This window comes from Cellvibrio sp. UBA7661 (assembly GCA_002483365.1).
In the GTDB taxonomy this organism is placed as follows: Bacteria; Pseudomonadota; Gammaproteobacteria; order Pseudomonadales; family Cellvibrionaceae; genus Cellvibrio.
Genome location: DLHT01000006.1, coordinates 561,801 through 586,840, shown reverse-complemented (window position 1 = coordinate 586,840; position 25,040 = coordinate 561,801). Strand labels below are relative to the sequence as shown.

The window sequence follows — 25,040 nt, the reverse complement described above, 5'->3', positions numbered from 1 at the left end:
TGGGGGTTTTTATTTATAGTGAACTATTTGTTATCTGCTTTTTTCCACGGACTGGCGATGACATTCGGGCCGTGTACATAGAACAATGCGTCGTCGTGCATGATGCCGCGGTCGTTGCCGTTCCACAGTGGATATTCATTAACACCAAAACTTTCACTAACCAGAGTGCCGACATAATCGAGCGATACTTTGCCATTAGCGAGGCCATTGATTTCAAATTGGTAAAGGCCTGTATCTACCCAGCGGCTGTAAGCATATTCGGGGCCTTTGACTTCTTCGTATTGGGTAATCGGTAAAGTGATGCGGGTTTGGTCAGCGCTTGCAGAGAGGAACGAGAGTGCGCGGTGATCGTAAAGTGCATCACTCCAACTGTAGCTGCTACCGAAAATATGTTTGCTGATTTCAGTCGGTGCTGCAGGGTTGCGGATATCGTAGAGCGATACTTTTACGCCGGTTGCAAAACCGTCATCGTTGGTTTCATTGCCGAGTGCGAAAACATAGTTGTCACCAATCGGATGCAAGTAGGTAGAGAAACCGGGAATTTCCAATTGCCCTGCGATTTTTGGATCAAGTGGATTGGCAAGATCCAATATGTAAAGTGGATCTTTGCGTTCAAAGGTTACAACAAACGCTTTGTCGCCATTAAAACGCACACCAAAAATATCTTCGCGTGGTTTACCGATAGTTTCAGGGTGGTTTTTATTGGGCAACTGCGCAACCACTTCCAATTCACTGCGACCGGATACTTTTTTCAATACGCTCAAGCGATGGTCAGGCTCACCGGTTTCGCCGTAATTGGTGGTGAGGATGCGCAAGTGATTGTTGTGTTCATCCATGCGGAACGAGGGTGCACTCCAACTCAACACACCTTCAACCGAACCGGTTGCGGAATAATCGACACCGCCATTGGTGAGTGCAAATTGATGGACTACCGTGAAGCTCTGCCAATTTTCCCATTTGCTGTAATCAGAGCCACCGAGATACAAGTTGTTGGTGGAACTGTAAATGCCTTCGGCGTTGCCGTTGACACACACAGATTCAACCAATTGTTGCGTTGCTAAATTAATCGCGGTGATGTTGATCAGTGTAAGGCTGCCATCAGTCTTTTCTGTAGTAGCTGGGATCATGCAGCCATTGGCGGTATTCAAGGGTTGCGGCGTGCCGTTGTTGATGGAATATTCCGGCAGTAATTTTTCAACACTGGTTTGCGCAATTAATTTTTCGTTGGCAATTTTTGCTTCTGCTGTGTCGGCAGCGTAATCAAGCGTTGCAATATGGGGTACAAAACTGCTGATCACATAGAGCGTGTTGCCAATTTTGCGCGTGCCAAGCAAATCACCATCAATTGCCAATGACCAGGTTTTTGTCGGTGTAGTCGGTGTGCGTACATCGTAAAGGGTGATGTCGATACCGTTGTCCATTTGGTAAGGCCAAATGGATGCAGTGCGCGCTTTGTCGGCATCATCAACTACTAAAGGTTTGCCGTCGGTGGAGACATCGTTGACGACTTTGTCGGTGAAAGCGATGAAATCCCAGGAGCGGCGAATAGTGGCAAGGCCGGTAGTGTATGGAGTAGTGCCCTGTGTGTTATCCACCAAATACATTTCAGAAACATTGCCCCAGTGTTCGGTATCGAGCGGGGTAACGCTGACTTCAGTTGCGCTTGCGCTCGCGGGGTTGGTAGCGATGATTTTTAAATTCGTGATTGGATCACCACTGGAGTAATCTACCGGTGTGGCGAGGTAAATATATTTGCCGTCGTATTTCACGCTGTCGGTTTCATCCACACCATCGACTTGCACATTGGTGCCGGAAAAATTGCCGCCGGATTTGCTATCGGCAGTGGTATTCACTACCGCGGTTTCGCGGATCATCATGCCGTAGCTTTGGTTATCGCGCAGGGAAACGCGCAAACCATTTTTAATCAGCTCTGCCAATTCACCGGAAGATGCCTGGCGCAACGTTCCCGGCTCAATGCTGCTGGCATTGAGTTTGGAGTAGTCGGTATTAGTAGGTTGTTCTTTCTGGATATTCGACTGCGAATTGTTGCCACCGCCACAGGCTGCCAGTGGCAGGCTGAGCAATAACAATTTGATCATGGGTTTCATACAGCAACTCCTTTAACTAACTTATTAGACTTATGATTTGTATGGGTAGGCTTGCGATTTTGTACGTGCTTAGCGCTTGCTGTTATCCTAAACACAGTCCTGTGGCAGAATCTGTAATGGATGCGCACCAAATTGTAATAATTTGTAACCTATCCAATAGTGAGTGGAGACATCTACAATTCATTACAACACTTGGGTGCGCGGTTGTTTATAAATAAGCTGTGTGTTCTCTTTGATGTTTTACTCTCCTTTTAGATAAATCTATTGTTGGCAACTCGTTGATATGACCCTGATCCGCCGCTTGCTTGCGCTGCTCGTGCCCGTAGTTTTCTCGCCCTTGCTGGCGAGCGCTACCTGTATGTCCGGCGAAGGCGATTGTGTTGAGGTAGGTAAGTGGGATCTCAGTCTGGGTATAGGCGCAGGTGTGCGTACCAATCCTGTGGAAGATGCAGCGGATATTCCGCTGGTGTTGATCCCGCAAGTGAATTACAACGGCGAACGGTTTTTTATCCAGAATCTGGATTTTGGGGTGATGCTATGGGAGAACGAGCATCAGCAACTGAATCTTTTGGCCACGCCCGGTTATGACCAGGTGTTTTTCCATCGCTGGAGCCCGAGCAATTTTTTTCTGGATTCCAATGCGCTGATTTCCTCAGGCAATAAAGGCGGCGACAGTGAAGAGCTGCCCACGATAAATCCTGGCGATAAAGAATTTGTCGGCCCGAATTTTAATGATTTACGCCAGCGTCAGTTGCGCAACCGTCGTATGGCTGGCTTGGCGGGATTTGAATACAGCATCAATCTCGGTGAGTTTGATATCCAGGCGCAGTACCTGAGTGATTTCACAGACATCCACGATGGTGATGAAGCGCGTATTTCGCTCGCCAAACATTGGGCGAGCGGCCGTCACCATGTGATTACCTCGGTGGGTGCCATCTGGCAAAGCGACGAGGTGATGAATTACTACTACGGCGTTACCTCTGCAGAGGCAGATGAGCGCGGTGTATATGAAGCCGATGCGGCCATCTCGACGATTGCACGGCTGGATTGGAATTACCAACTGACTGAACGCTGGGATTTGCGTTTATTGGCGAGTTATCGCCGTTTACCCAATGAAATCTCGGACAGTCCACTTATAAACGATAATAAAGTGATCACGGTTTTTGTTGGGGGGGTGTACCATTTCTGATGGGTACCTGCTGAACGCACGCGCGTCATTACCATTGGCTCCGCGTATTTCTCTGGTGACTTTATTTCTGATGGCCATGCCATTGGGAAGCCATGCGCTCGCCGACAATATTCCCGCCCATTATCCCCAAAGTGCCAGCAACTCATCATTACCGCTTATCCAATTTTCCATCAAGCCGCGCTTGTGCGTATTAAACGCAGGTGAAGAAGTTTGCCGCGATGAATTGGAAGTGAAGTGGCTATCGGAAGAAGCGCGTTCGCTCTGCTTATACCAATCCGATAAAACCGATGCCCTGCGCTGTTGGGAAAATGAAACCCATGGCGAATATCAATTTGAATTAGCGGCAAGTGCCAGTACCGATTTCCAGTTACGTGAAATCAACACCGGCACAGCCGTAAGCGATCAGCGTTTCCAAGTTGTCTACAATGACAAAAAATACCGCCGCGCGCGGCGTAATCCCTGGAGCTTTTTTTAACATGTCGCAAAACAATTTAATTTTATTGGTCGAGGATGACCGCCGTTTGGCGCAGTTGGTAAAAGATTTTTTGGAAGCCAACGATTTTCAAGTCGCGCTGGAAGAAAATGGCAGCCGGGTTATCCGCCAGGCACAAAATTTAAACCCGGCCTTGATTGTGTTGGATTTAATGTTGCCCGGTAAAGATGGTTTGACGCTGTGCAAAGAATTGCGCCCCAATTTTAAAGGGCCGATTTTAATGCTCACCGCGCGCGATTCGGATTTGGATCAGGTGCTGGGCTTGGAATACGGCGCAGATGATTACGTTATTAAACCGGCTGAGCCGCGCGTACTGCTTGCCCGTATCCGCGCGCTGATGCGCCGTTACTATCAAAACGATCCGCGTGAACAAGAAGCGCTGGTGTTTGGTGAGTTGTGCATCCAACCCGGCGCGCGCAAAGTATTGCTGGCCAATGAAGAAGTGATTTTATCCAGCCACGAATACGATTTGTTGTTGGCACTTGCAGCGCAAGCCGGGCAAATCCTCAGCCGCGAATTTTTGTTCAACCATATTTACAACCGCGAGTACGATGGTCTTGACCGTACCATCGATGTCCGTATTTCACAATTGCGCAAAAAATTAAACGATAATCCTGAAAATCCCACGCGCATTAAAACGATTTGGGGCAAGGGTTATTTGTTTATCGCCGATGCCTGGTAATTTTTTCTAGCCATGAACAAACCAGAATGCGGTTCAAGACACGCCGTAAACCCGTCCTTGGGGGCTTGTTATCGACATCCTGTCTCTGACAGTCATGAACCGCATTCTGGTTTATTCCTCCGGGCTTGTAGCGGTTTTTCATAATATGAACCGGGCATTTATCACGCTCTATTTTTTTATCGTAGCCTCGGTGTTATTGATCGGTTGGGGCTTGAACCAATTTTGGGAGAGCATTGCGCCCGAGCAGGAGCCCAGCGCGGAAATTTATGCGCTCTTCCAATTAATTGAACATGAATTAATAGAAGAGGCTTTACCGCAGCAACAATTACAACAACAGCCGCAACAAGAAAACTTTTTGTCAGCTAAAGCACAACAGCTCAGTGCGCAATTGCACATTGGGCTGGAAATATTAGCACTGGATGATTTGGCACAATCCGCTGCCATGCAAGAATTGCAAGCGGGAAAAATAATTGCTGCCACCAGCGACCAACAGATTATCTGGTACAAACGCCTCGCACAAACCGATCAGGTCATTATGCTCAGCACAGCGCAAACCAATGATCAGGAATCGCCTTTATATAATTTTTTATTGATCGGCTTTTATCTCGCCATCGCCTTGGTGATTTATTTATGGGTGTGGCCGCTTTCACGCGATAGCAAAAAGCTGGAAGTACAAACCCGTGCACTCGGCAAAGATGGTGTGCCGGACACCCTGAAAATTTCTCCCACTTCAACACTCTATCCACTCGCGCAAGCGTTCAACCATATGGCGCAGCGGCTGCGTGAATTAATTGCATCGCACCGCGAAATGACCAATGCGGTCTCTCACGAATTGCGCACGCCCTTGGCGCGCATGAAGTTTGCGCTGGCGATGGTCAATGAAGAACAACTCAGCGATAAAGACCGCCGCCAGTTGCGCAGTATTGAACAGGATATTGCCGAGATGGAAGCATTGATTAGTGCGTTGCTCAACTACGCGGGCTTTGAACAGAAATCCCAACAGTTGCAACAAACACGCGGCCATATGCGTGATTTGCTCGATGAACTCCAGCAGCGTTTTATCCGGCAATCATCCGGCCAACATTTACAATTGGAAGTGTGCGATCTCACTAATAACGCCGAATTTATCTGTGAATGGAAACTCATGGAAACGGTGCTGCAAAATTTTATCAACAACGCCGCACGCTACGCTAAATCGCGCATCCGTATCGAGCTGATGCAGACTGCAAGTGAATATATTATTGCGGTAGAAGATGACGGCTCCGGCATTCCGGCCGACAAACGCGAGCGCGTGTTTGATTCGTTTGTTCGCCTTTATCACGAACATGACGGCAGCGAAGAAGCCGCTAATCCTACAGGTTCCGCAACCGGCGGTTTTGGCTTGGGTCTCGCCATCGTCAAACGCATCATGCAATGGCACAACGGCCGCGCCGAATTTGTCGAACCGGAAATCTTGGGCGGCGCAAGGGCGCAGGTGCGTTGGCCGAAGTCTCCTTCTATGTAATTCCAACATTAGATCCTGGAATTACATAACAACAGTTTTTCAAAATCTATTAGTATGGAACAACAGAACCAATGCCATTCGTTTTGGCAATTTGGCTGCGAATTGAATTTAATAAATTAACAACACGGAGTCACCATGAAAAACTGCCCGCACTGCAACCAGCGCCCCATTTCGTTTGGCGCTTGGTGCAATGGTATTAATTCGCTGAGCTGCAATTGCGCATACTGTGGCGCAAAATTAAAAGCCAATGCTGTTACCTGGATTTGTATTGCGTTGACTGTGATCGCTATGGTTGCGGTTGTTGTAGCAGGCATAGTGATTTTTGGATTAAGTATTCGCACGGATCAATTGAAACTAATTCTGTTGGTGTCATTACCGGTTATCGCTGGTTGTTTTATCGGATATCACTTTGGCGGCTACAGCGCGACCGCTGCGCTGTTAACAAGAGCAGAGTTTGCGCGTTTATATGTTCAGTCATTACTTGCACGCTATCCGCAAGCAAAAATTCAAGTGAACGATGAGTTAGGCCTTGCCATTAATCTGGATGGATTTGAGGTCAATACGCATTTAGGTAATGCTTACAGCGCCTATAGTTCCGGCACGCGTTTGCTGGATGTTGTCGTGAATGAACAGCTCAATAGCTTTGAGGCAATTGTGCAGCCCGAAAAAAATAAAACCAAAGAACATATTTTTCCGGTGGTGCGCTCGGCTGAATTTATGGCAGCGAGTAAACAACAATTAATAGATGCCGGTTTTGCCCAGGGCGATTTGCCGTTTTGTTATGAACCTATCAACGATGATTTGTTTTTGCTGTACGTATTGGATAGCGAAACCGGCATGCAGTACTTAAATCACGATGGACTGAAAGAATTCGGTATCCAACGCGAGCAATTGGCGCAGATGGGATCTGAATATCTCAAAATGCATTTTGCGCATCACAATGCACACCTGCAGTCGATTGATACCCAACAGGGAAAATTATATCGCTTCCGTGTCGATGGAAATTACGATGCATCGGTGTTGGTTTTTCCAGAAAAAATTGCCGAGATTACCAACAGCATTGGTGACACACCGGTCTTTTTTATCCCCGCGCGTGACATGGTATTGATTGCCGGTAAACAGGATTCTGCTGCATTGGAAATAGCTGCGCATTTGGCGCAGAGTGGTTACAACGAGCTGGCGTATTCAATTAGTCCACATGGGTATGTGTTTGAAGACGGTGTATGCAAGCGTTATTGCTGATCGTAATTTCACGCGCTAAATACTTTGGTGGAGATGCCTTCACTTGCGCGTTCCAATTCGCGGGGGCGTTGTAACAAGCCTCGCAGGCGAGCTTTACCGGCTTGCTTGCTGCGGATTGTCGTTTTATTCCATTTTTGTTTAATAATTAATCGCATTCAGGGCTGGCGCTTTGCAAAACCTTGGGTATAGAATGCGATCACCTTCACAGAAAGGTAATAAGAGACGTCAAAAACCTGCTTTATCGTCATGCATCAATAAGTTTAATCACGCATGTTAGTCAGGTTGGCGGACTCAACAATAAGAGGCACAGCCTCACATTCCCCGGCAGTTGGTATTCCTCAGTAAGTATCAGTTTTAGTAAGTAATTGATAAGCGATTCAAGGCTTAGTAAGTCCCGTCAGGGGGTTATTCGGTATTGTTTTCGCTCGTGTTTTTTACAGCCTTGAGCTGTGGCCGTCAGTTGCGCATGACGCAGCGATGGACCTGATAATAAAACCTGACTTGGCAGTGATTTTCAGTAAACGGTTGATACCAGAGGCTATCGTCAGCCCCGCTGGTGGTAGTTATTGGCCCGAATTTGGCGTACGCCAGATCAAAAATAACAACAACTGTGAGTGCATCATGAAAATCCATCTGCTAGCCGCTGTTTTACTTTCTGCACTGCTGGGCGCCTGTGGAGGCGATTCCAAAAACGGAACCTCACCTGCCAGCTCAGCACCGGTGGGTACGCAAAAATCCAGTGCGCCGGTGCAAACCAGCTCTATCCAAACCGCCAGTAGCCAGGCGGCAACACCCGATCCGGTTCCCTCAGTCGGGGTGTTGGTCGATGCCTTTGTGGCAGGTATTGGCTACCGCACTGAATCGCGCACCGGGGTGACCAATGAGCGCGGCGAGTTTGATTACTTGCCCGGTGAGACGGTGACATTTTTTATTGGCGATCTGGTGTTCCCCAGTGCTCCGGCCAAAGGCATAGTGACCCCGCTGGATATGGCGCAGACACTGAATCCGGCAGCGCCCGTGGTGCTGAATATTGCGCGCCTGTTGCAATCGCTGGATACCGATGGCAATCCCAATAACGGTATTACTATCAGCCCGATTGCCAGCCAGTCAGCGGCACCGGTGGATTTCAATTTAAGCATCGCCCAGTTTGCTGCCCTGCCTGCGGTGACCAATTTGGTCGCCAATTCCGGCTCGGTGAATACCACGGTGGTATCGGTGCAGCAGGCACTTGCGCACCTGCGCGATACTCTGGAGTTTAATGGTGTTCCGGTCGATGAAAGTTCCAGTTCCAGCCTGAGCTCAGCGCCCCAGGTGCCAGCCAGCTCGGCGGTCGCGGAGTCCTCGGCGCAATCCAGTGAGCTTGTTGTACCTGTGCCGTCCAGTTCTTCCCTTGCCAGTGTTGTTCCTTCCAGTGTTGCGGCTTCCAGCATAGCGCCAGTGCCCAGTTCAGTGCCTGCTTCCAGCGTTGCGCCGTCGAGCACACCGGCTGTGCCTGCAAGCGCTTCATCAACCAGTTCGACTGCTTTATCGAGCAGTTCCAGCTCATCTGCGATTGGCGCTGCGCCGGATTTCAACACCGTTTACGGTTTTGCCTCACTCAATGGCGGCACCACCGGTGGTAGCGGCGCAGGTATGGTGGAGGTGGCGGTGTGTAACGGGGCGGATTTAACGGCGGCACTGACTAACCCTGCTTATGCTGATAAACCCCTGACCATCTATGTGGACGGGGTAATTACCTGGCACAACTCGGGCAATAAAGACATCAAACTCAACCGCCCCAATGTGTCGATTATCGGCCGTGGCGATAACGCCGAATTCTGGGGCACTGGTATCCATATCACCGCCAGCAACGTGATTGTGCGCAACTTGAAAATGTACAAGGTGCCGCAAACCCGCGGTCAGGGCGACATCATCACCATTGATGGCCGCAATGGCCCTGTGCGCAATGTGTGGATTGACCACAACGAGCTGTTCAATGATTTGAATGTTGCCGTACCCGACAGCATCACCGACCCGGTGTTGCGCGATGAGTACAAAAAAGACTATTACGATGAGCTGGTCAGCGGCCGCAGCGATGTGGCGGATATCACCATCTCTTACAACTACCTGCACGACAGCTGGAAAACCTCGCTCTGGGGTTCATCCGACGAGGACAATTTTGACCGCCGTATCACCTGGCACCACAACTATTGGTACCACGTGAACTCGCGCCTGCCGCTGTTCCGCTTCGGCAAGGGCCATATCTACAACAACTACTACCACAACGTGGACACCTCGGCGATCAACTCGCGTATGGGGGCGATTATCCGCGTTGAGCGCAACGTGTTTGAAAACACCAAAAACCCGGTGATGTCGCAAGACAGTATTGCGATCGGCTACTGGGAATTGATCGAAAACCAATTGCGCCAGCCGATTATCTGGGTCGATAAAGAGGGCGAGACCAATATCATCGCCGACGAACTGCTGGCCGATAACAGCTCCACCGGGACTCTGACGTTGCCCGAAGGTTACCTCTACGCGCCCAGCCTGATTCCGGTGGAAGATGTGCCTGCCCATGTGCAGCAATACGCGGGCGTGGGCAAGATCACCACGGCACCGGCTGAACTGGCCTGTACCCGCCCCGAGTGGGATATAGAACCGCCGCCACCACCAACCGATGAACCGCAAACGGCCGATCCTTCATCAGTCAGTTGGAATCTGTATGACGGCAGTAACAGCCCCTTTGATGCCAATGCCATCACCCTTGCCGACAGCAGCCAGGTACCTTTTGTGATTCAGGGCAGCGCGAGTGATTTCACCGCCACCGGCACCGGTGCGGTGTTGTTTGATTCCACCTCGCTCGGCACCAAAAACAACCGCGCCCGTATCAGTAATGTGGGCCGCAACGATGGCGTCTACCCCAAATATTTCACCCTGATTGCCGGTATCAAAGGCTTTAATCCACCCGCCAATGCGCGCGTGTTGGAGCTGGAAACCACCTTTGGTGGTACCGCAGACACCACCGCCAGCCGTTTGAAAGTGGTGTTGCGCGCCGATGGTGCCAGTAACTACGGCGTACAGTTTGAGGGTTCACCGGCACCGAATACTGCCTATGGTCTGGCGATGGACCAGTACCGCGTGTACCACTTCACTGTCGCGCTCTCCAGCCCGACCACCGGCTGGGCGCGCGCGTATTTGGATGGCTCCAGCACACCGGTGCTGAATCAGGAAGAGGTGCAGTTTGCCACCACCACAGCGACCAACAACTACCTGCAAATTGGCGATGGCGGCAGCAACAGCTACAAAGCCCTGATCGATTGGGTGGTCTGGACCGACAGCGGTGCTTACACTCCTGCGCAGTTGCAAGGCTTGTTGCCCGCCAATATCGGCTGTGTGAAAGGTTATGGCGCATCGGAAAACCTGGGCAATTGCGACTTCACCGGCATCGGCGTGAGCAGCAGCTCGTCCGATGCCAGCTCGGCAGCCAGTTCATCGGCGGGCAATTCATCGGTGGGAAGTGCAACATCCAATGCCGGTTCAGCGGGCAGCGCTTCATCGACCGATGTTGTGGTTGGCAGCTCAGCGGCCAGCACCAGCTCTGCCGCTACTTCTTCCAGCGCGGCAAGCAGCTCGGTCGCACCGGCGTTTGCCTGCGCATCCGAACCGGGTTTGTATTTCTGCGATGACTTTGCCAGCGGTTCCGGCAATTGGGATTTGCTGAACGACCCGGCATCTGCCGTGACCACGGTGCCTACCGGTGTGTTTGATGTGCTGAATGATGTGGGCGATAACAATGTGCTGCGCTATACCGCAGCCAGCCGCGGCGGTGTGCTTGCGCTGGTGAAACCGGCGGCGTTTACCGGTGTGAGCAGTGGCGACTATTACGTGGAGGCGCGTATCCGCCCGCGCAACAACGGTTCTACCGGCAACAAGCAGCTGTACATCATCGCCCGCGCGCAAGATGCCAGTAACTGGTACGGCGCTGGGTTTAACGTACAAAACGCCAATACCAGTACCCGCGTAGCCATCGGCAAAATGGTTGCCGGTGCATTCACCGACAATATCTTCGCCCGCTACAACACCCCGATTGACCAAGGCACGACTGGTGGTACCGACGGCACCTGGTACAAGGTTCGTCTGGAAATGAAAGGTTCAGACATCAAGGTGTATTACAACGACCTGTTGGTGATCAGCGGTACAGACGCGAGTTTTGCCAACGCCGGTATGATCGGTTTTTACACCACCAACAAATCCTTTGAGATCGACGATATCAAAGTCGGCAACGCCGATGACAAACCGCCGGTGCCATCGCAGCTGACCATTTCGCCTACCGCCAACTACAGCGCTGAAGTGGGCGATGCCGCGCGCGTGATCACCGTGACTGCCAAAAACCAGCAGAGCGCGGACGACACCTTTACCGTGGAATCCAGCAATCCGGCGGTGGTGAGCGTGAGTACCAACGGTTACGAGGTGAGTCTGAATCCGGTGGGTGAGGGCAGTGCCACTATCACTTTCACCAGCGGTTCCGACCCAACCCTGAGCCGCAGCCTGACGGCCACCATCGCACCGCAATTTGTGATGCCAACCGCCACCTACAACCTGACTGGCTTGGTGTCGCCCGTGGTAAATGAAACCAATGTCTACGCCGATACCAGCCTGAGCCTGACCTTTGATTCGCCACCCACCTTGGGTACGGCAGGTGCGATCCGCATCTTCAGAAGCAGCGATGATTCGGTGGTGGATACCATCAAGCTGGTCGATCACAAAGACAGCATTGGCTATGGCAGTTTCCGCACCCTGAATACCCGCCCGATCAGCATCTCGGGCAATACCGTGACCATCGCCCTGCAGAGCAAAAAGTTGGAGTACAACACCAGTTACTACGTGGCGGTGAGCGCTTCAGCCTTTACCGGCGCGACCTTGGCGAGTTTGCCGTTTGAGGGGATTGGCAAAAATGCTGGCTGGAGTTTTACCACCAAACCAGCTCCAGCCAGCAACCTGACCGCGTTGACGGTGGACGATACCGGCACTACGGCAGATTTCCGCACGGTGCAAGGCGCGCTCAATTATGTAATGCAGAACCTGAGCAAATCCGAGCCAGCGACGATTACCGTCAACAACGGCACCTACAACGAGCTGTTGTATCTGCGCAACAAAGACAACCTGACCATTGTGGGCGAGAGCCGCGAAGGCACGCTGATCCAGTACCAGAACTCGGAAGCGTTGAATACCGGTTCGTCTGGTCGCCCGGTATTTTTGGTGGAGTTGGCGGATATGCTGACGCTGGAAAACCTGACCTTGAAAAACACCACCATCAAGACCGCCAGCAACGGTCAGGCGGAGACGATTTACTTCAACTCCACGGGTCGCCTGGTGGCCAAAAATGCCAACTTCATCAGCGAGCAGGACACCTTGCAGCTCAAAGGCTACAGCTGGTTCTACCGCAGTCTGGTCGCCGGTAACGTGGATTTCATCTGGGGCAACAACAACGTGTCGCTATTCGAGGAAAGTGAAATTCGCTCGCTCGGCGACAGCAGCAACGCCAGCAATGGTGGCTATGTGGTACAGGCGCGCACCCTGACAGCGGCGGATAAAGGCTTTGTGTTCCTCAACTCCAACCTGACCCAGGGCATCGGCCAGACCGGTAACTCAATTCCTGCTGGTGCGACCTATCTGGCACGCACCGGTGGCGCAGGGGTGTTGGATAACGTGGTGTTTATCAACAGCCGCATGGACACCCACATCAACGCTGCGGGTTGGTACGGCACCAGCAACGTGACCGCGACCGCCAATACTGGCTGGCGCGAATTCGCGACTATGGACAGCAATGGCAACAGCATCAGCCTGGCAAGCCGTGTCGGCGGATACGAGTTGTCACTGGGCGAGGTGCAAAACAGCTACTGCAACCGCGCGCAGATTTTTGCGGCCTATAACTCCAGCGCCGGTTGGAACCCATTGCCGGAGGATACAACCGACTGTATCAATTTTGGCCATTCGAGCAGCTCGTCCAGCAGTTCTTCCAGCGCGGCATCAAGCGATGCATCCAGCAGCAGTTCAGCGGCAGCGAGCGAAAGCTCCGCCGCATCCAGTGATGAGTCAAGTAGCAGCTCGACTGCTTCAAGCGACGCTTCCAGTTCGTCATCGTCCAGTAGTTCAGCGAATGTGGGTACTGATGCAAACGCTACCTGGGCGAGCTTTGACTCGGCGGACTACATGAGCATTTTGAGTTTGGCTGCAGGAACAGCTAATAACCCTATTATACAATCTGCTACTCCTTACACTATTAATGGTCTGCGGTTCTTCCACAATGCGACAGGCACTTTGCGCCATCGCGGTGGCGCGAATCTGGAATGGAATTTTAATGGGACAGGCTTTGCTTCTGGTGATCCTGTAGCCGTAGTTGGAGCATCAGCAGATGCTATGCGAGCTTACATCGGTGTGCCTGTTGATGCCGGACGGGATGTAACACTGACAGTTGTACACCGCAATTCAACAACGGCAGGAAACCCACTCGGGTCAATTGTGTTTGTCGGTAGCGATGGAAATGTTCTTGCTAAATATGATGCCAAAGTAGGCACTGCTACCACTACCGTGTTTAACCTTCCGGCAGGACATACGCAAACAGAAGTGAAGATCCTTTTCTCGCGCGAGGGTGGTAATGCAGGCGGTATGCACCTGACCTCAATTACCAAGACCTATAACTGAGTAACGCCAGAACAAACGACCGGCACTGCCGGTCGTTTAATTGTTAGATTTTTAAAACCTGTTAGTGCAATTCCATAACAATAAAATTTCCAATCGACAATGCAATTCAGTTCATACCCCGATTGCCCTTACTTAAACGGCAAATAAACTTAATAAAATGGGGAATAACATGAGAACTTATTACTTTAATAAAAATAATCTTTTTAAAAAAATCAGCCTGACGTTTGCGCTTTTGTTGTGCCTGATCAATCCCGCTAAAGCCGCACTGATCAATACGGAATTTTCCGAATTAGTGGGCAATCAGGTCACTGTGGATATTACTCTCTCGCTGTCTGCGAGCGAGGTAATGAACGGATTATCGCTCTATTTTTCTGAATCGCTTTTTGCTGACCTGGCCATTATTACCAGCCCGGCAGAGTGGGACAGCATTGTTATCCAACCAGATGCGCTACTCGGCGCTGGCTTCTTCGACAGTTTTAATATTGACGGTTTAACGTCTGGTTTTGCGCGAATTTCTTTTACCTGGCTTGCAGCAGTTCCATTTGAATCGGCGTTACAGGTTTTGGATTACGAATTCTATAACGCGGATTATGAAATTATCGACTCAGGCGTTTCTAGCGCAGTAGTCTCATCTGTTTCTGAGCCTTCGTTATGGATGTTGATAGCAATTGGTTTGCTTGCAGTGGGCATGCGCAGACGCGCATGTAACACCCGTGCGGCTGTTCAATTTCGTCAATCGCATATTCACTAATAGGTGGCACTATGAAAAATCAATTTTTCTCACAGGCCACAAAACAACTTGCGGCCCTATGCGCGCTGGCATTTGCAGGCAACAGCCTGGCGCTGGATTTGAATGTGGTAGCGTTAAATAAATTAAGTGAAACCCGCATCGACCGCACTACATACGATTACGTGTTTTCCGTCACCGTTAAAAATGGTGAGCAGGCAATTACTAACGCCGCGCAAACTTTAACAGCGAGCGGTGCTGGCACCACGATTCTGGATGGCAATGTTGTTGTTGGCGATCTTGCCAGCGGTGAACAAATCACGCCGGCGGATACCATTAAAATTCGCCACAATCGCGCCACTGCATTTAATACCTCGGCATTGGTGTGGTCGGCGACTGGCACACCAGTTGTTGTTGCTGCTGCGAATCGTGAATTATTTAGCGAAACCTTTGATGTCGATAAAGCGACTTTATTCAGTGCGGCGTATAAATCTATTTCCAGCGATGCTTCCGCGCCCTTATTTTTTGTCACTGGCGGCAATAGCGGAATTACCATCGCCAACAATCAATTAACCCTGGCGGCGGCGCGTTTTACCATTGGTCATAAACCACCGCGTGCCAACACTACATCGGGCGATACTAGTGCCAATGGCGATTTTGATTTAAGCAAACCCTACCGCATTTCATTTCGTGTGGTTGCTGCCTCCGGTTCCGGTGCTGTGCAAGTGATGGTGGATAACAACACCACTAGCGCGGGCAATTCATTGCACGGCAGTGCGTCGCGTATTTTTAATGCGAGCGCAAATAGTTTAGTGGCGGGGCAAGTTATTGAATTGCAACCAACGCTAGGCACGGCGAATTCTTTTATTTCACTGCGCACCGAAAGTTCGGCCAGCGTTACTATCGATGACTTGGTCATTGAATATCTGGATGATGTTGTAGGTGGTTCGTCTTCATCAGTTGCATCGTCAGTCGCACCATCTTCTGTCGCTGCATCATCAGTTGCGCCTTCATCTGTCGCCGCTTCATCGACACCAGCATCCAGCAGTCAAGCAAGTGTTGTTATTTCCCCGAGCAGTTCCTCTGCTGCAGTTCAATCGTCCAGTAGTCTTGCTTCGTATAACGGCGCATTGCGCCCGGCAAAAATGGAAGGCTTTGCCGCATATGCCGGTGTGACCGGTGGCGCGGGCGGTGCACTGGTCACAGTGACAAGCGGCACTGAATTAAATGCTGCACTTTGCAGCCGCGCGACCATGAGTACACCGATTACGATTTTGGTAAACGGCACTATCAGCCACGCCAATACCACGGTGCAGGGTTGTAATACCCAGGCCGATGTCATCGAAATAAAACAGATGAGCAATGTGTCGATTATTGGTGTGGGCACCAATGCGTTGTTTGAAGAAATCGGCATTCATGTGCGCGATGCCTCCAATATCATTTTGCAAAACCTGCATATTCGCAATGTGAAAAAAAGTGGTTCACCGGTTTCTAACGGCGGTGATGCGATTGGTATGGAAACCAATGTGAACCGTGTGTGGATCGACCACAATTGGCTGGAAGCTTCCGGCGGTGAAAAAGACGGTTACGATTCGCTGCTGGATATGAAAGCCGGTGTTACCAACGTGACGGTTTCCTACAATTTATTTAACGATTCCAGCCGCGCCGGTTTGATCGGCTCCAGCGACAGCGACAATAAAAATACCAATATCACTTTCCATCACAACTGGTATAAAAATATTGAACAGCGCACGCCGCTGATTCGCCATGCACTGGTGCATATGTATAACAACTACTGGTCCAATGACCGTATGGATTATATGTTCCATGCAATTAACTCGCGCATGAATGCCCAGGCATTGGTGGAGAGCAATTATTTTTACAACGTGAATAATCCGCTAATTGCATCGGACGATTCCTCTGTGCCCGGTTGCTGGCAAACCAATAATGGCAACACAGTGCTGCCAGAAATTTATTACAGCCGCACAGTGGGCAATGGTGCACTGGTAATTCCGCAAGTGGTGGATGGCCAGTTGCAATCCACTTGCGCCGTCACTGTGCCTTACGTTGTAGAAATGGATGCAGCGAACGATGTCCCTGCGATTGTGATGGCGAATGTAGGCGTGGGTAAAATTTCTGGCGGCGGTGTTGTAGTTGCCAGTTCAGCGGCCAGTTCCAGTGTTGCATCTTCCGCAGCGCTCTCAAGTACGGGGCTCTCAAGTACGGCACCATCAAGTACAGCACCATCTAGTGTGGCTGCATCAAGCATTGCACCATCCAGCGTTGCAGCAAGCAGTGAAGCGGCGAGTTCAGAAGCAAGCAGCACATCAATAAGCAGCGATGCAAGTTCATCGGTTGCGCCGGTTGTAAGTGCATTGATTAATGAAGGCTTTGCGGTAGATAAAAACACGTTGTTTAGCGCGGCTTATCAATCCATTTCTACCGATGCTTCCGCGCCGCTGTATTTTATTACCGGTGGCGGCAGCGCAATCACCATCGCTAATAATCAACTCACCCTCGCGGGTGCGCGTTTTACTATCGGCAATCGTCCACCGCGCGCATCCACCACCGCGAGTGATACTAATGCGAATGGCGATTTTGATTTAACGCGCCCTTATCGCATTAGCTTCACGGTGATTGCTGCATCGGGTTCCGGAAAAATGCAGGTGTATGTGGATAACAACACCACCAGCCAAGGCAATTCTATTCACGGTGCTAATTCCAAAGTGTATGAGGTGGTGGCGAATAGTTTGACTGCAGGCCAGCAAGTGACCATCACTCCAGCAGTGGGCACGGGTAATTCATTTATTGCGCTGCGCACCGAAAGTTCAGCAAGTGTGACGATTGATAATTTAGTGCTGGAATATACCGATGGTGCAGGCGTTTCTTCTTCTGCGTCGTCATCCAGTGTTGCTGTTTCTTCAACACCATCGAGTGCAGTGGCATCGAGTGTTATTGCTTCCAGTGCTTCATCGATTGTCAGCACCTCAAGTGCAATTGCATCGAGTATCAGCAGCGCATCGTCCAGTGCGCCTTATATTCCTGACAATATAAACCTGAGCGCAGATTGTATTAGCATCGCCACTAACCCCAACGTAAATTGGCGCGATACTTCATTGCAAACCGATCAGGAAATTGTGGAGTGTTTGTCGCAGTCGCTCGGTAAAGCGGTGGGTTATGGTGAAAATGCCAAAGGTGGTTTTGATCCCAACGGCAACAGCAAACTGACTATCATCACCAAAAATTCAAGCGTGACTGTTGAGCAGCAATTAATAAATGCACTGACAGACAACGCGCACAACTGGATTGTGTTCGATAAAGTGGAATTTGCGCAGCCCAGTGAAATTGGTATGTACCGCCAGTATTGCAGCAACGCCACGGTGCAATCCCTGTTGGATGCGAGCGAAGCAGAATGTATTGATTACCATGCATGGTGTGCACGCAAAGGTTTCAATGATTTGGCAACCTGTCGCACCGAATTTTTCAACAAGGCGATGAACAAAAGCAGTATTCCAATCCGCATTCCGGCGATTGGTTCTAACAAAACCCTCGATGGTCGCGGCACTGAAGCCTATTTTATTTTCAGCGGTTTTGCGATTGGAAAAGATGCCGATGGTGTGCCCACCCAGACATCAGAAAATGTGATTCTCACCCATTTGAAATTCCAGGGCGCAGGCCACACCGAAGACCACTACGTTGATCCGGATATGATTCGCTCCACCGGCGCATCGCAGGATATTTGGATTCACAAAAATACGTTTGATACCACCGGCGATTCAGCATTCGATGTAAAAATCGGTGCAAATCACATCACCATGTCGTTCAACCGTTTGGTGAATGTGAAGCGCGCGGTGCTGCATGGTTCAAGCGACAGCCGCACCATCAATGCCAACATCACCACCACTATGCACCACAACGCATTTGTGACAACTGACGATAGCTACATGCTGCTCGGCAATACCTTGCGCCGTGTGCCTTTATTGCGCCGCGGTAAAACGCATATGTTCAATAATGTATTTGTGAATTATCGCAAAGAGATTTTGAGCTTGCGCGTGGGTGCCAGCGCCTTTCTGGAAGACAACGCTTTTGTAGTGAATTCCAGCTTGCAAGAAAAGAGTTCGGTGGAGGCATCACTGAGTGAAATTGCTAACAACTATTTCAAAGACATCAGCGGCGGTTTCTTCCGCAACGACCGCAACTTCCTCTGGTTTGGCAGCGGCAGTTGTGTGGTGAATGAAGCCACCAAAACCGCACTCACCGCCAGCAACGGCACAGTGGCGGATTTGTCGCAAAACTATAACGCGGCTTCACTCAATGCCATCAACGGCTGGCGCTTTGCCGCCGGTCAGGATCTGGTGGACTACGTGACCCTCACCGCCGGTAAACACGGTGATGCCCCGTTTAACTCGCCGCTGTCGCCAGACAGAACTTACATGGAGGCGCTAACGCCGGTGAGTTGCCAGTAACTCTGGTCTCTGTGAAACCCCCGGTCATACCAGTGATCGGGGGTTTTTGTTTCAGGATCAATCCGCCCGGGTAATTAACCTGATAGTTGACTCCGGTTAAGCAGGCGTAATGAAACGTGAAAAATTGGTCATTAACTGGCATCGCCCCGCCAAAATAGGTATAACAGACGCATGTTGACCTATTGTCTTGCCAACACATCGGGTAGTGATTACCTGAATCCTGATACCTTTTGGCTGCGCAGCCGTTCGCCGCTGTGCCAGCGCCATCCTTTTTTTACTGATCCTCCTGCATCGATTTAATTCCTGTCTGCGTTTATACCTATAGTCAGTGTTACTGCTGGCTGTTGCCTTGTGTCTGGCTCTGGTTAAGGAGCCGTTCGCGCACTACGAGGATGTTCGATGGAATTATTACTGATCATTTTACTGCCGCTGTTGGGCGCGTGTTTGCCGCCCCTGTGCGAGCGTTTTGGGCGCAATTTCTGTGCGGTATCGGCGCTGCTGGGGCCGCTGCTCGCCTTGGGGTTGCTGTTGGCTTATGTGCCAGCGCTGTTTGGCGGACAGCAATTTTTTGTGCAACTCAGCTGGATTCCGCAGTTGGGTTTGAGCCTCAGCTTGCGGTTGGATGGTCTGGGGCTGATGTTTGCGCTGCTGATTTTGGGCATTGGCCTGCTGGTGATTGTGTACGCCCGCTACTATCTGGCCGATAAGGATTCCCTCGGCCGCCTGTACGCTTTATTGCAGCTGTTTATGATGGCGATGCTGGGGATTGTGCTGTCCGATAACCTGCTGCTGTTGATTATCTTTTGGGAGTTGACCAGCCTCAGTTCGTTCCTGCTGATTGGCTATTGGTCGCACCGCAGCGATGCGCGCAAAGGGGCGCGTATGGCGCTGGCGATCACCGGGGCAGGGGGCTTGGCTTTACTGGCGGGTGCACTGGTACTTGGCGAAATTACTGGCTCCTACAGTCTGCAAGTGATCACTAACTCGGCGGAGCAGATCCAGGCTCATGCGCTTTATCCGGTCGCCTTGATCCTGATTTTGATTGGCGCGTTTACCAAATCGGCACAGTTTCCATTCCATTTCTGGCTGCCCCACGCCATGGCCGCGCCCACGCCGGTGTCGGCCTATTTGCACTCGGCGACTATGGTGAAGGCGGGGGTGTTTTTGCTGGCGCGTTTGTATCCGGCGCTGTCCGGATCGGACTTGTGGTTTTATCTGGTGACCTTCATTGGTCTGGCGACGCTGGTGTTCGGTGCCTATACCGCGCTGTTTAAACACGATCTCAAAGGCTTGCTGGCCTATTCCACCATCAGCCATTTGGGGCTGATCACCATGCTGTTCGGCTTCAGTTCTGAGCTGGCGACCATGGCCGCTCTGTTTCACATCATCAACCACGCGACCTTCAAGGCCTCGCTGTTTATGGCGGCGGGGATCATCGACCACGAAACCGGCACGCGCGATATGCGCAAAATCAACGGTATGTGGCAGTTCATGCCGATCACAGCAACGGTCGCCATGGTGTCCGCCTCGGCCATGGCCGGGGTGCCGCTGCTCAATGGTTTTTTGAGCAAAGAGATGTTCTTTGCCGAGACTCTGCAAGTGGAGTTGCTCGGCGGTTTTAGCTGGATCATCCCGCTGTTTGCGACCTTGGCCGGGATTTTTGCGGTGGCTTATTCCTACCGGTTTATCCACGATGTGTTTTTTAACGGTCACCCCATCGACCTGCCGATTTACCCGCCGCACGAGCCGCCGCGCTACATGATTTTGCCCATGGCGTTGCTCTGCGCCCTGTGTTTGCTGGTGGGCGTTTTGCCCAATGTCACCGTCGCGCCCTTTTTGGATGCGGCTAGCCTGGCGGTGTTGGGCGATTCGCTACCCGAGCATCACATCGCCCTGTGGCATGGATTAAACCTGCCGCTCCTGATGAGTCTTGTCGCGCTCTTGGGCGGCCTGTTGCTCTACAGCCAGCGCGGCGGCCTGTTTGCGTTTTACGAGCGCAAGTACCGGCTGGATGAAAAAGTCGAATTTGAAAAACGCATTCAGGCCATAGTGCGCTTTGCCCAACGGGTGACCGATGCCGCCGAAAACGGCTCGCTGCAGCGCTCGGTTGCGCTTTTGTTTGGCACTTTATTGGTAATGGGAGCGGTGGAGCTTTGGCCGCTGCTGTCCGGATCTGGTCAGGTGATGGGCGAGGTGGCACTCACACCCATCGACGGCGTCAGTCTGCTGCTGGCCGTGGTGATGATGATTGCCGCGCTGGTGACGGTGTTTATCCACCACAACCGTTTTGCAGCGCTGTTGGTGTTGGGCGTGGTGGGGCTGATGGTATCGCTCGCGTTTGTGCGTTTTTCCGCACCGGATCTGGCGCTCACCCAAATCTCGGTGGAAGTTGTCACCATCATTTTGTTGATGCTCGCGCTCTATTTCCTGCCGCAACTCACGCCGTTTGAATCCAGCGCGGGTAAGGTGGTGCGCGATATCGCCATTGCCGGTGGTGCGGGTGCGGGTGTTGGTCTGCTGACGCTGGCGATACTGACGCGCCCTTACGATACCGCCTTGGCCGAGTTCTTCCTCGCCAACAGTGTTAGCGGCGGCGGTGGCACCAATGTGGTCAATGTGATTCTGGTTGACTTCCGCGGCTTTGATACGCTCGGTGAAATCAGCGTATTGGCGATTGCCGGATTGGGCGTTTACCTGATGCTCGATGGCTTGCGCCTGCCGCTGCCCACTACCGATCTGGACGGGCGCGGCTGGGCGCGCGACCCCTATCCACCCATCCTCACGGTGCTCTCGCGGATTTTGCTGCCGCTCGCGCTCATGGTCTCGGTGTACATTTTCCTGCGCGGCCACAACCAGCCGGGCGGCGGGTTTATCGCCGGTTTGATCACCAGCGTCGCGCTGATTTTGCAGTATGTGTGCAGCGGCTCGGATTGGGTACGGCAGCGGCTGCCGGTGGATTACGGCCGGGTGAGTGTGGCGGGGGTGTTGATCGCCACCCTGACCGGCCTTGCCAGTTGGGCGTTTGGCTACCCCTTCCTGACGACGACTTTCAGCCATATCCACTGGCCCATCGTAGGTGAGTTCGAGCTCGCCTCCGCGATGATTTTTGATACCGGCGTGTTCCTCACGGTTGTCGGTGCCACCTTGTTGATGCTGGCGCAATTAGGGCGTTTGGCGCAGACCACCCACGGCGCTATGGCGTTGCACCCTAATCCTGATTCACCTGCACGGGAGGAGTTGAACTGATGGAAGCCTTGATTGCATTGGTGATTGCCGTATTGGTCGGCTGTGGTGTTTACCTGCTGCTGCGCGCGCGGACGTTTCCGGTCATCCTCGGGCTGACCTTGCTCTCTTACGCGGTCAACCTGTTTATTTTTGTGATGGGGCGACTGGCTAACAACGCCTCCAGCGTTATCGGTCAGGGTGATCGCTACGTCGATCCGCTCCCGCAGGCATTGGTACTGACCGCGATTGTGATTGGTTTTGCCATGACCGCCTTCCTGTTGGTACTCGCCCTGCGCGCGCGCGCGGAATTGGGTAACGACCATGTGGACGGCAGCGCCGCCATTGGCGAGAAACCGGTCAAACCGGTGCGCCCGCTAGAGGAGGACGAAGTGTGAGCCATTGGATTATTGCCCCCATCCTCCTGCCACTGCTGGCTGCAGTGGTGATGATTCTGCTCTCCGGCCGGCGCGCGCTTATCCGCGTGCTGAGTTTCCTGTCGGTTTCGGCGCTGCTGGCGATCAGTATTGTCTTGTTGCTGCACGCCAGCGATGGCCAGATCCGCCTCTATGCATTGGGCAACTGGCAGCCGCCGTTCGGGATTGTGCTGGTGCTGGATCGCCTGAGCGCCTTGATGTTGCTGGTCACCGCAGTGCTGGCATTTTTCAGTATCGCCTATGCAGTGCGCGGCAACGATGCACCCGGCGACAAACTCCACGCCATGGTGCAGTTCCTGCTGGTGGGGGTGAACGGCGCGTTCCTGACCGGCGACCTGTTCAACCTGTTTGTATTTTTTGAGGTGTTGCTGATCGCCTCTTACGGCTTGTTGCTTCACGGTCGCGGTGCCGAGCGCGCCCGTTCGGGGTTGCATTATGTGGTGCTCAATCTGTGTGGATCGGCGCTATTTTTGATCGCCGTATCGGCGCTTTACGGCCTGACCGGCTCGCTCAATATGGCGGATATGGCCGACAAAGTGCGCGCCATCAGCCCTGAGGATGCGCCCTTAGCCGCCACTGCCGGTGTGCTGCTACTGGTGGTGTTTGGTTTGAAGGCGGCCATAGCGCCGCTCTACTTCTGGCTGCCGCGCGCCTATGCCGCCGCCAGTGCCCCGGTGGCGGCGATGTTTGCGATTATGACCAAGGTAGGTGTTTACACCATTGTGCGTGTATATACGCAAATTTTCGGCAATGATGCAGGTAACGTCGCCAATCTGGCGCTGCCATGGCTGTGGCCGCTGGCGCTCATCACCTTGGTATTGGGTCTACTGGGTGCCTTGGCCGCGCGCGAGCTGCGGGTGCAAATCGCCTATCTCGTCATCGTCTCAGTCGGCACGCTGCTGGCCGGTGTTGCACTCAATACAGCGGCATCGCTCAGCGCGACTTTTTACTATTTGATCCACTCTACCTTGGTCTGCGGCGTGTTGTTTTTGCTGGCCGACCTGATCCTGCGCCAGCGCGGCGATTTGCTCGACCGCATCACCAAAGGCCCGCGCCTGCGCCAGTCGGGTCTGTTGGGTGCGCTGTTTTTTATCGCGGCGATCAGTGTGATCGGGCTGCCGCCGCTGAGCGGGTTTATCGGCAAGTTGCTGCTGCTGAATGCCGCTGGCGTGAACATGAACACACTGGTGTTGTGGGTGATTGTACTGGCGGGCAGCCTTGCCACCCTGATGGCGCTCAGCCGCAGCGGCTCTACAATTTTCTGGCGCACCGATACCCATATCGAGCAGTCACCCGCTGCCGACAAAGGCGCACTGCTGGCGGTGATCGGCCTGTTGCTGTGCATCCTGCTGATTACTCTCTTTGCCGGGCAGGTGCTCACCTACACCGAGGCGCTCGCCGAACAATTGCTGGCACCGCAAGCCTATAGCGAGGCAATGCAGCAATTCCAGATTCACCAACCCGCTGCTGCTGAGGGGAGCCACTAATGAATCCGCAAATTACCAATCCACCCAAGGCGCGGAGCTGGTTTCCACATCCGGCGCTGAGTGCTTTTATGCTGCTGCTCTGGCTGCTACTGGCCAATAGCCTCAGCGCTGGCCAACTGCTGCTGGGCGCTGTGCTGGCCTGGCTAATCCCCTGGTGTAGCCAAGGCTTTTGGCCGGAGGCATTGCGCATCCGCAAGCCGCTATTGCTGGTGAAATTTTTGTTGGTGGTCTTGTGGGATATTGTCATTGCCAATGTGATTCTGGCGGCGCGTATCCTCGGCCCCATGAATAAGCTGCAACCGGCGTTTATGCGCGTCCCGCTCGATATCGAACACGAATTCACCATCACCCTGTTTGCCAGTACCATCTCGCTCACCCCCGGCACCGTCTCGGCGGACCTGAACATGGAGGAGAAGTATTTGCTGGTGCACAGCCTGCATGTGACCGATATCGATGCCGCCATCGCCGAGATGAAACAGCGCTACGAAGCCCCGCTCAAGGAGGTATTTGAATGCTCACCACAGCCATAAGTATCGCGATGTTGCTGCTCAGTATCGCCATAGCGCTCAACCTCGGGCGGCTCATCATCGGCCCTTCACTGCCCGACCGCATACTCGCGCTGGACACCATGTACATCAACGCCATCGCATTGCTGGTGTTGTTCGGCATCTACCAAGGCAGCATGTTGTACTTTGAAGCAGCGCTCCTGATCGCCGTCATGGGTTTTGTCGGCACAGTCGCGCTCAGCAAATACCTGCTGCGTGGCGACATTATTGAATAGCGAACATTGCATAGGAGT

Annotated in this window: 15 protein-coding genes; 14 read left to right on the top strand and 1 reads right to left on the bottom strand. The window is 52.3% G+C overall.

Features of this window, described 5'->3' with window-relative positions; translation table 11 throughout:
• Nucleotides 1–23: 23 nt before the first annotated feature.
• Nucleotides 24–2,108, bottom strand: a complete 2,085-nt coding sequence (locus tag B2739_RS06645; protein WP_331345074.1) for a beta-propeller domain-containing protein — start codon at nucleotides 2,106–2,108, stop codon at nucleotides 24–26.
• Between the two features lie 283 nt (nucleotides 2,109–2,391).
• On the opposite strand from B2739_RS06645, the gene B2739_RS06640 reads away from it, so the two are divergent.
• The 14 genes from B2739_RS06640 to B2739_RS06575 all read left to right on the top strand — a co-directional run bounded on the left by B2739_RS06640 (nucleotide 2,392) and on the right by B2739_RS06575 (nucleotide 25,022).
• Nucleotides 2,392–3,297, top strand: coding sequence for a MipA/OmpV family protein (locus B2739_RS06640; RefSeq protein WP_331345073.1), 906 nt, complete (start codon nucleotides 2,392–2,394; stop codon nucleotides 3,295–3,297).
• Between the two features lie 55 nt (nucleotides 3,298–3,352).
• Nucleotides 3,353–3,772, top strand: coding sequence for a DUF3019 domain-containing protein (locus tag B2739_RS06635; RefSeq protein ID WP_331345072.1), 420 nt, complete (start codon nucleotides 3,353–3,355; stop codon nucleotides 3,770–3,772).
• Nucleotide 3,773: 1 nt separating this feature from the next.
• On the top strand, nucleotides 3,774–4,472 hold the full coding sequence (locus B2739_RS06630; protein WP_331345071.1) for a winged helix-turn-helix domain-containing protein: 699 nt from the start codon (nucleotides 3,774–3,776) through the stop codon (nucleotides 4,470–4,472).
• A gap of 145 nt (nucleotides 4,473–4,617) precedes the next feature.
• A complete protein-coding gene (locus B2739_RS06625; protein ID WP_331345070.1) occupies nucleotides 4,618–5,976 on the top strand; it encodes an ATP-binding protein in 1,359 nt (452 codons plus the stop codon).
• 135 nt (nucleotides 5,977–6,111) lie between these two features.
• Nucleotides 6,112–7,218: a DUF1444 family protein gene (locus B2739_RS06620; protein ID WP_331345069.1), complete on the top strand. Its 1,107-nt coding sequence runs from the start codon at nucleotides 6,112–6,114 to the stop codon at nucleotides 7,216–7,218.
• A 477-nt stretch (nucleotides 7,219–7,695) separates the two neighbouring features.
• The gene (locus B2739_RS06615; protein WP_331345068.1) at nucleotides 7,696–13,902 is read left to right on the top strand and encodes a pectinesterase family protein; all 6,207 of its coding nucleotides are present in this window, start codon (nucleotides 7,696–7,698) and stop codon (nucleotides 13,900–13,902) included.
• A 169-nt stretch (nucleotides 13,903–14,071) separates the two neighbouring features.
• Nucleotides 14,072–14,653 carry a hypothetical protein gene (locus tag B2739_RS06610; RefSeq protein WP_331345067.1) on the top strand — a complete coding sequence of 194 codons (582 nt, stop codon included), beginning with the start codon at nucleotides 14,072–14,074 and terminating at the stop codon, nucleotides 14,651–14,653.
• An 11-nt stretch (nucleotides 14,654–14,664) separates the two neighbouring features.
• Nucleotides 14,665–19,095 (top strand): pectate trisaccharide-lyase, encoded by a 4,431-nt coding sequence (locus tag B2739_RS06605; protein ID WP_331345066.1) that lies wholly within the window; start codon nucleotides 14,665–14,667, stop codon nucleotides 19,093–19,095.
• Nucleotides 19,096–19,266: 171 nt separating this feature from the next.
• Nucleotides 19,267–19,395 carry a hypothetical protein gene (locus B2739_RS06600; RefSeq protein ID WP_331345065.1) on the top strand — a complete coding sequence of 43 codons (129 nt, stop codon included), beginning with the start codon at nucleotides 19,267–19,269 and terminating at the stop codon, nucleotides 19,393–19,395.
• A gap of 99 nt (nucleotides 19,396–19,494) precedes the next feature.
• The gene (locus B2739_RS06595) at nucleotides 19,495–22,341 is read left to right on the top strand and encodes a monovalent cation/H+ antiporter subunit A (RefSeq protein ID WP_331345064.1); all 2,847 of its coding nucleotides are present in this window, start codon (nucleotides 19,495–19,497) and stop codon (nucleotides 22,339–22,341) included.
• Nucleotides 22,341–22,715, top strand: coding sequence for a Na+/H+ antiporter subunit C (locus tag B2739_RS06590; protein ID WP_049631377.1), 375 nt, complete (start codon nucleotides 22,341–22,343; stop codon nucleotides 22,713–22,715). Before B2739_RS06595 ends, B2739_RS06590 begins: the two co-directional genes overlap by 1 nt.
• A complete protein-coding gene (locus B2739_RS06585) occupies nucleotides 22,712–24,241 on the top strand; it encodes a monovalent cation/H+ antiporter subunit D (protein ID WP_331345063.1) in 1,530 nt (509 codons plus the stop codon). Before B2739_RS06590 ends, B2739_RS06585 begins: the two co-directional genes overlap by 4 nt.
• Complete coding sequence (locus tag B2739_RS06580) at nucleotides 24,241–24,771, top strand: Na+/H+ antiporter subunit E (RefSeq protein ID WP_331345062.1); 531 nt, start codon at nucleotides 24,241–24,243, stop codon at nucleotides 24,769–24,771. The genes B2739_RS06585 and B2739_RS06580 overlap by 1 nt, the downstream gene beginning before the upstream one ends.
• Complete coding sequence (locus tag B2739_RS06575; RefSeq protein WP_331345061.1) at nucleotides 24,753–25,022, top strand: K+/H+ antiporter subunit F; 270 nt, start codon at nucleotides 24,753–24,755, stop codon at nucleotides 25,020–25,022. Before B2739_RS06580 ends, B2739_RS06575 begins: the two co-directional genes overlap by 19 nt.
• Nucleotides 25,023–25,040 lie beyond the last annotated feature (18 nt).

Bases quoted from the DNA above. Each gene is read 5' to 3' on its own strand.
- B2739_RS06575 (WP_331345061.1), top strand. From the start codon at position 24,753: ATGCTCACCACAGCCATAAGTATCGCGATGTTGCTGCTCAGTATCGCC.
- B2739_RS06615 (WP_331345068.1), top strand. From the start codon at position 7,696: ATGGACCTGATAATAAAACCTGACTTGGCAGTGATTTTCAGTAAACGG.
- B2739_RS06600 (WP_331345065.1), top strand. From the start codon at position 19,267: ATGTTGACCTATTGTCTTGCCAACACATCGGGTAGTGATTACCTGAAT.
- B2739_RS06590 (WP_049631377.1), top strand. From the start codon at position 22,341: ATGGAAGCCTTGATTGCATTGGTGATTGCCGTATTGGTCGGCTGTGGT.
- B2739_RS06640 (WP_331345073.1), top strand. From the start codon at position 2,392: ATGACCCTGATCCGCCGCTTGCTTGCGCTGCTCGTGCCCGTAGTTTTC.
- B2739_RS06605 (WP_331345066.1), top strand. From the start codon at position 14,665: ATGAAAAATCAATTTTTCTCACAGGCCACAAAACAACTTGCGGCCCTA.
- B2739_RS06595 (WP_331345064.1), top strand. From the start codon at position 19,495: ATGGAATTATTACTGATCATTTTACTGCCGCTGTTGGGCGCGTGTTTG.
- B2739_RS06580 (WP_331345062.1), top strand. From the start codon at position 24,241: ATGAATCCGCAAATTACCAATCCACCCAAGGCGCGGAGCTGGTTTCCA.
- B2739_RS06610 (WP_331345067.1), top strand. From the start codon at position 14,072: ATGAGAACTTATTACTTTAATAAAAATAATCTTTTTAAAAAAATCAGC.
- B2739_RS06625 (WP_331345070.1), top strand. From the start codon at position 4,618: ATGAACCGGGCATTTATCACGCTCTATTTTTTTATCGTAGCCTCGGTG.
- B2739_RS06645 (WP_331345074.1), bottom strand. From the start codon at position 2,108: ATGAAACCCATGATCAAATTGTTATTGCTCAGCCTGCCACTGGCAGCC.
- B2739_RS06630 (WP_331345071.1), top strand. From the start codon at position 3,774: ATGTCGCAAAACAATTTAATTTTATTGGTCGAGGATGACCGCCGTTTG.
- B2739_RS06620 (WP_331345069.1), top strand. From the start codon at position 6,112: ATGAAAAACTGCCCGCACTGCAACCAGCGCCCCATTTCGTTTGGCGCT.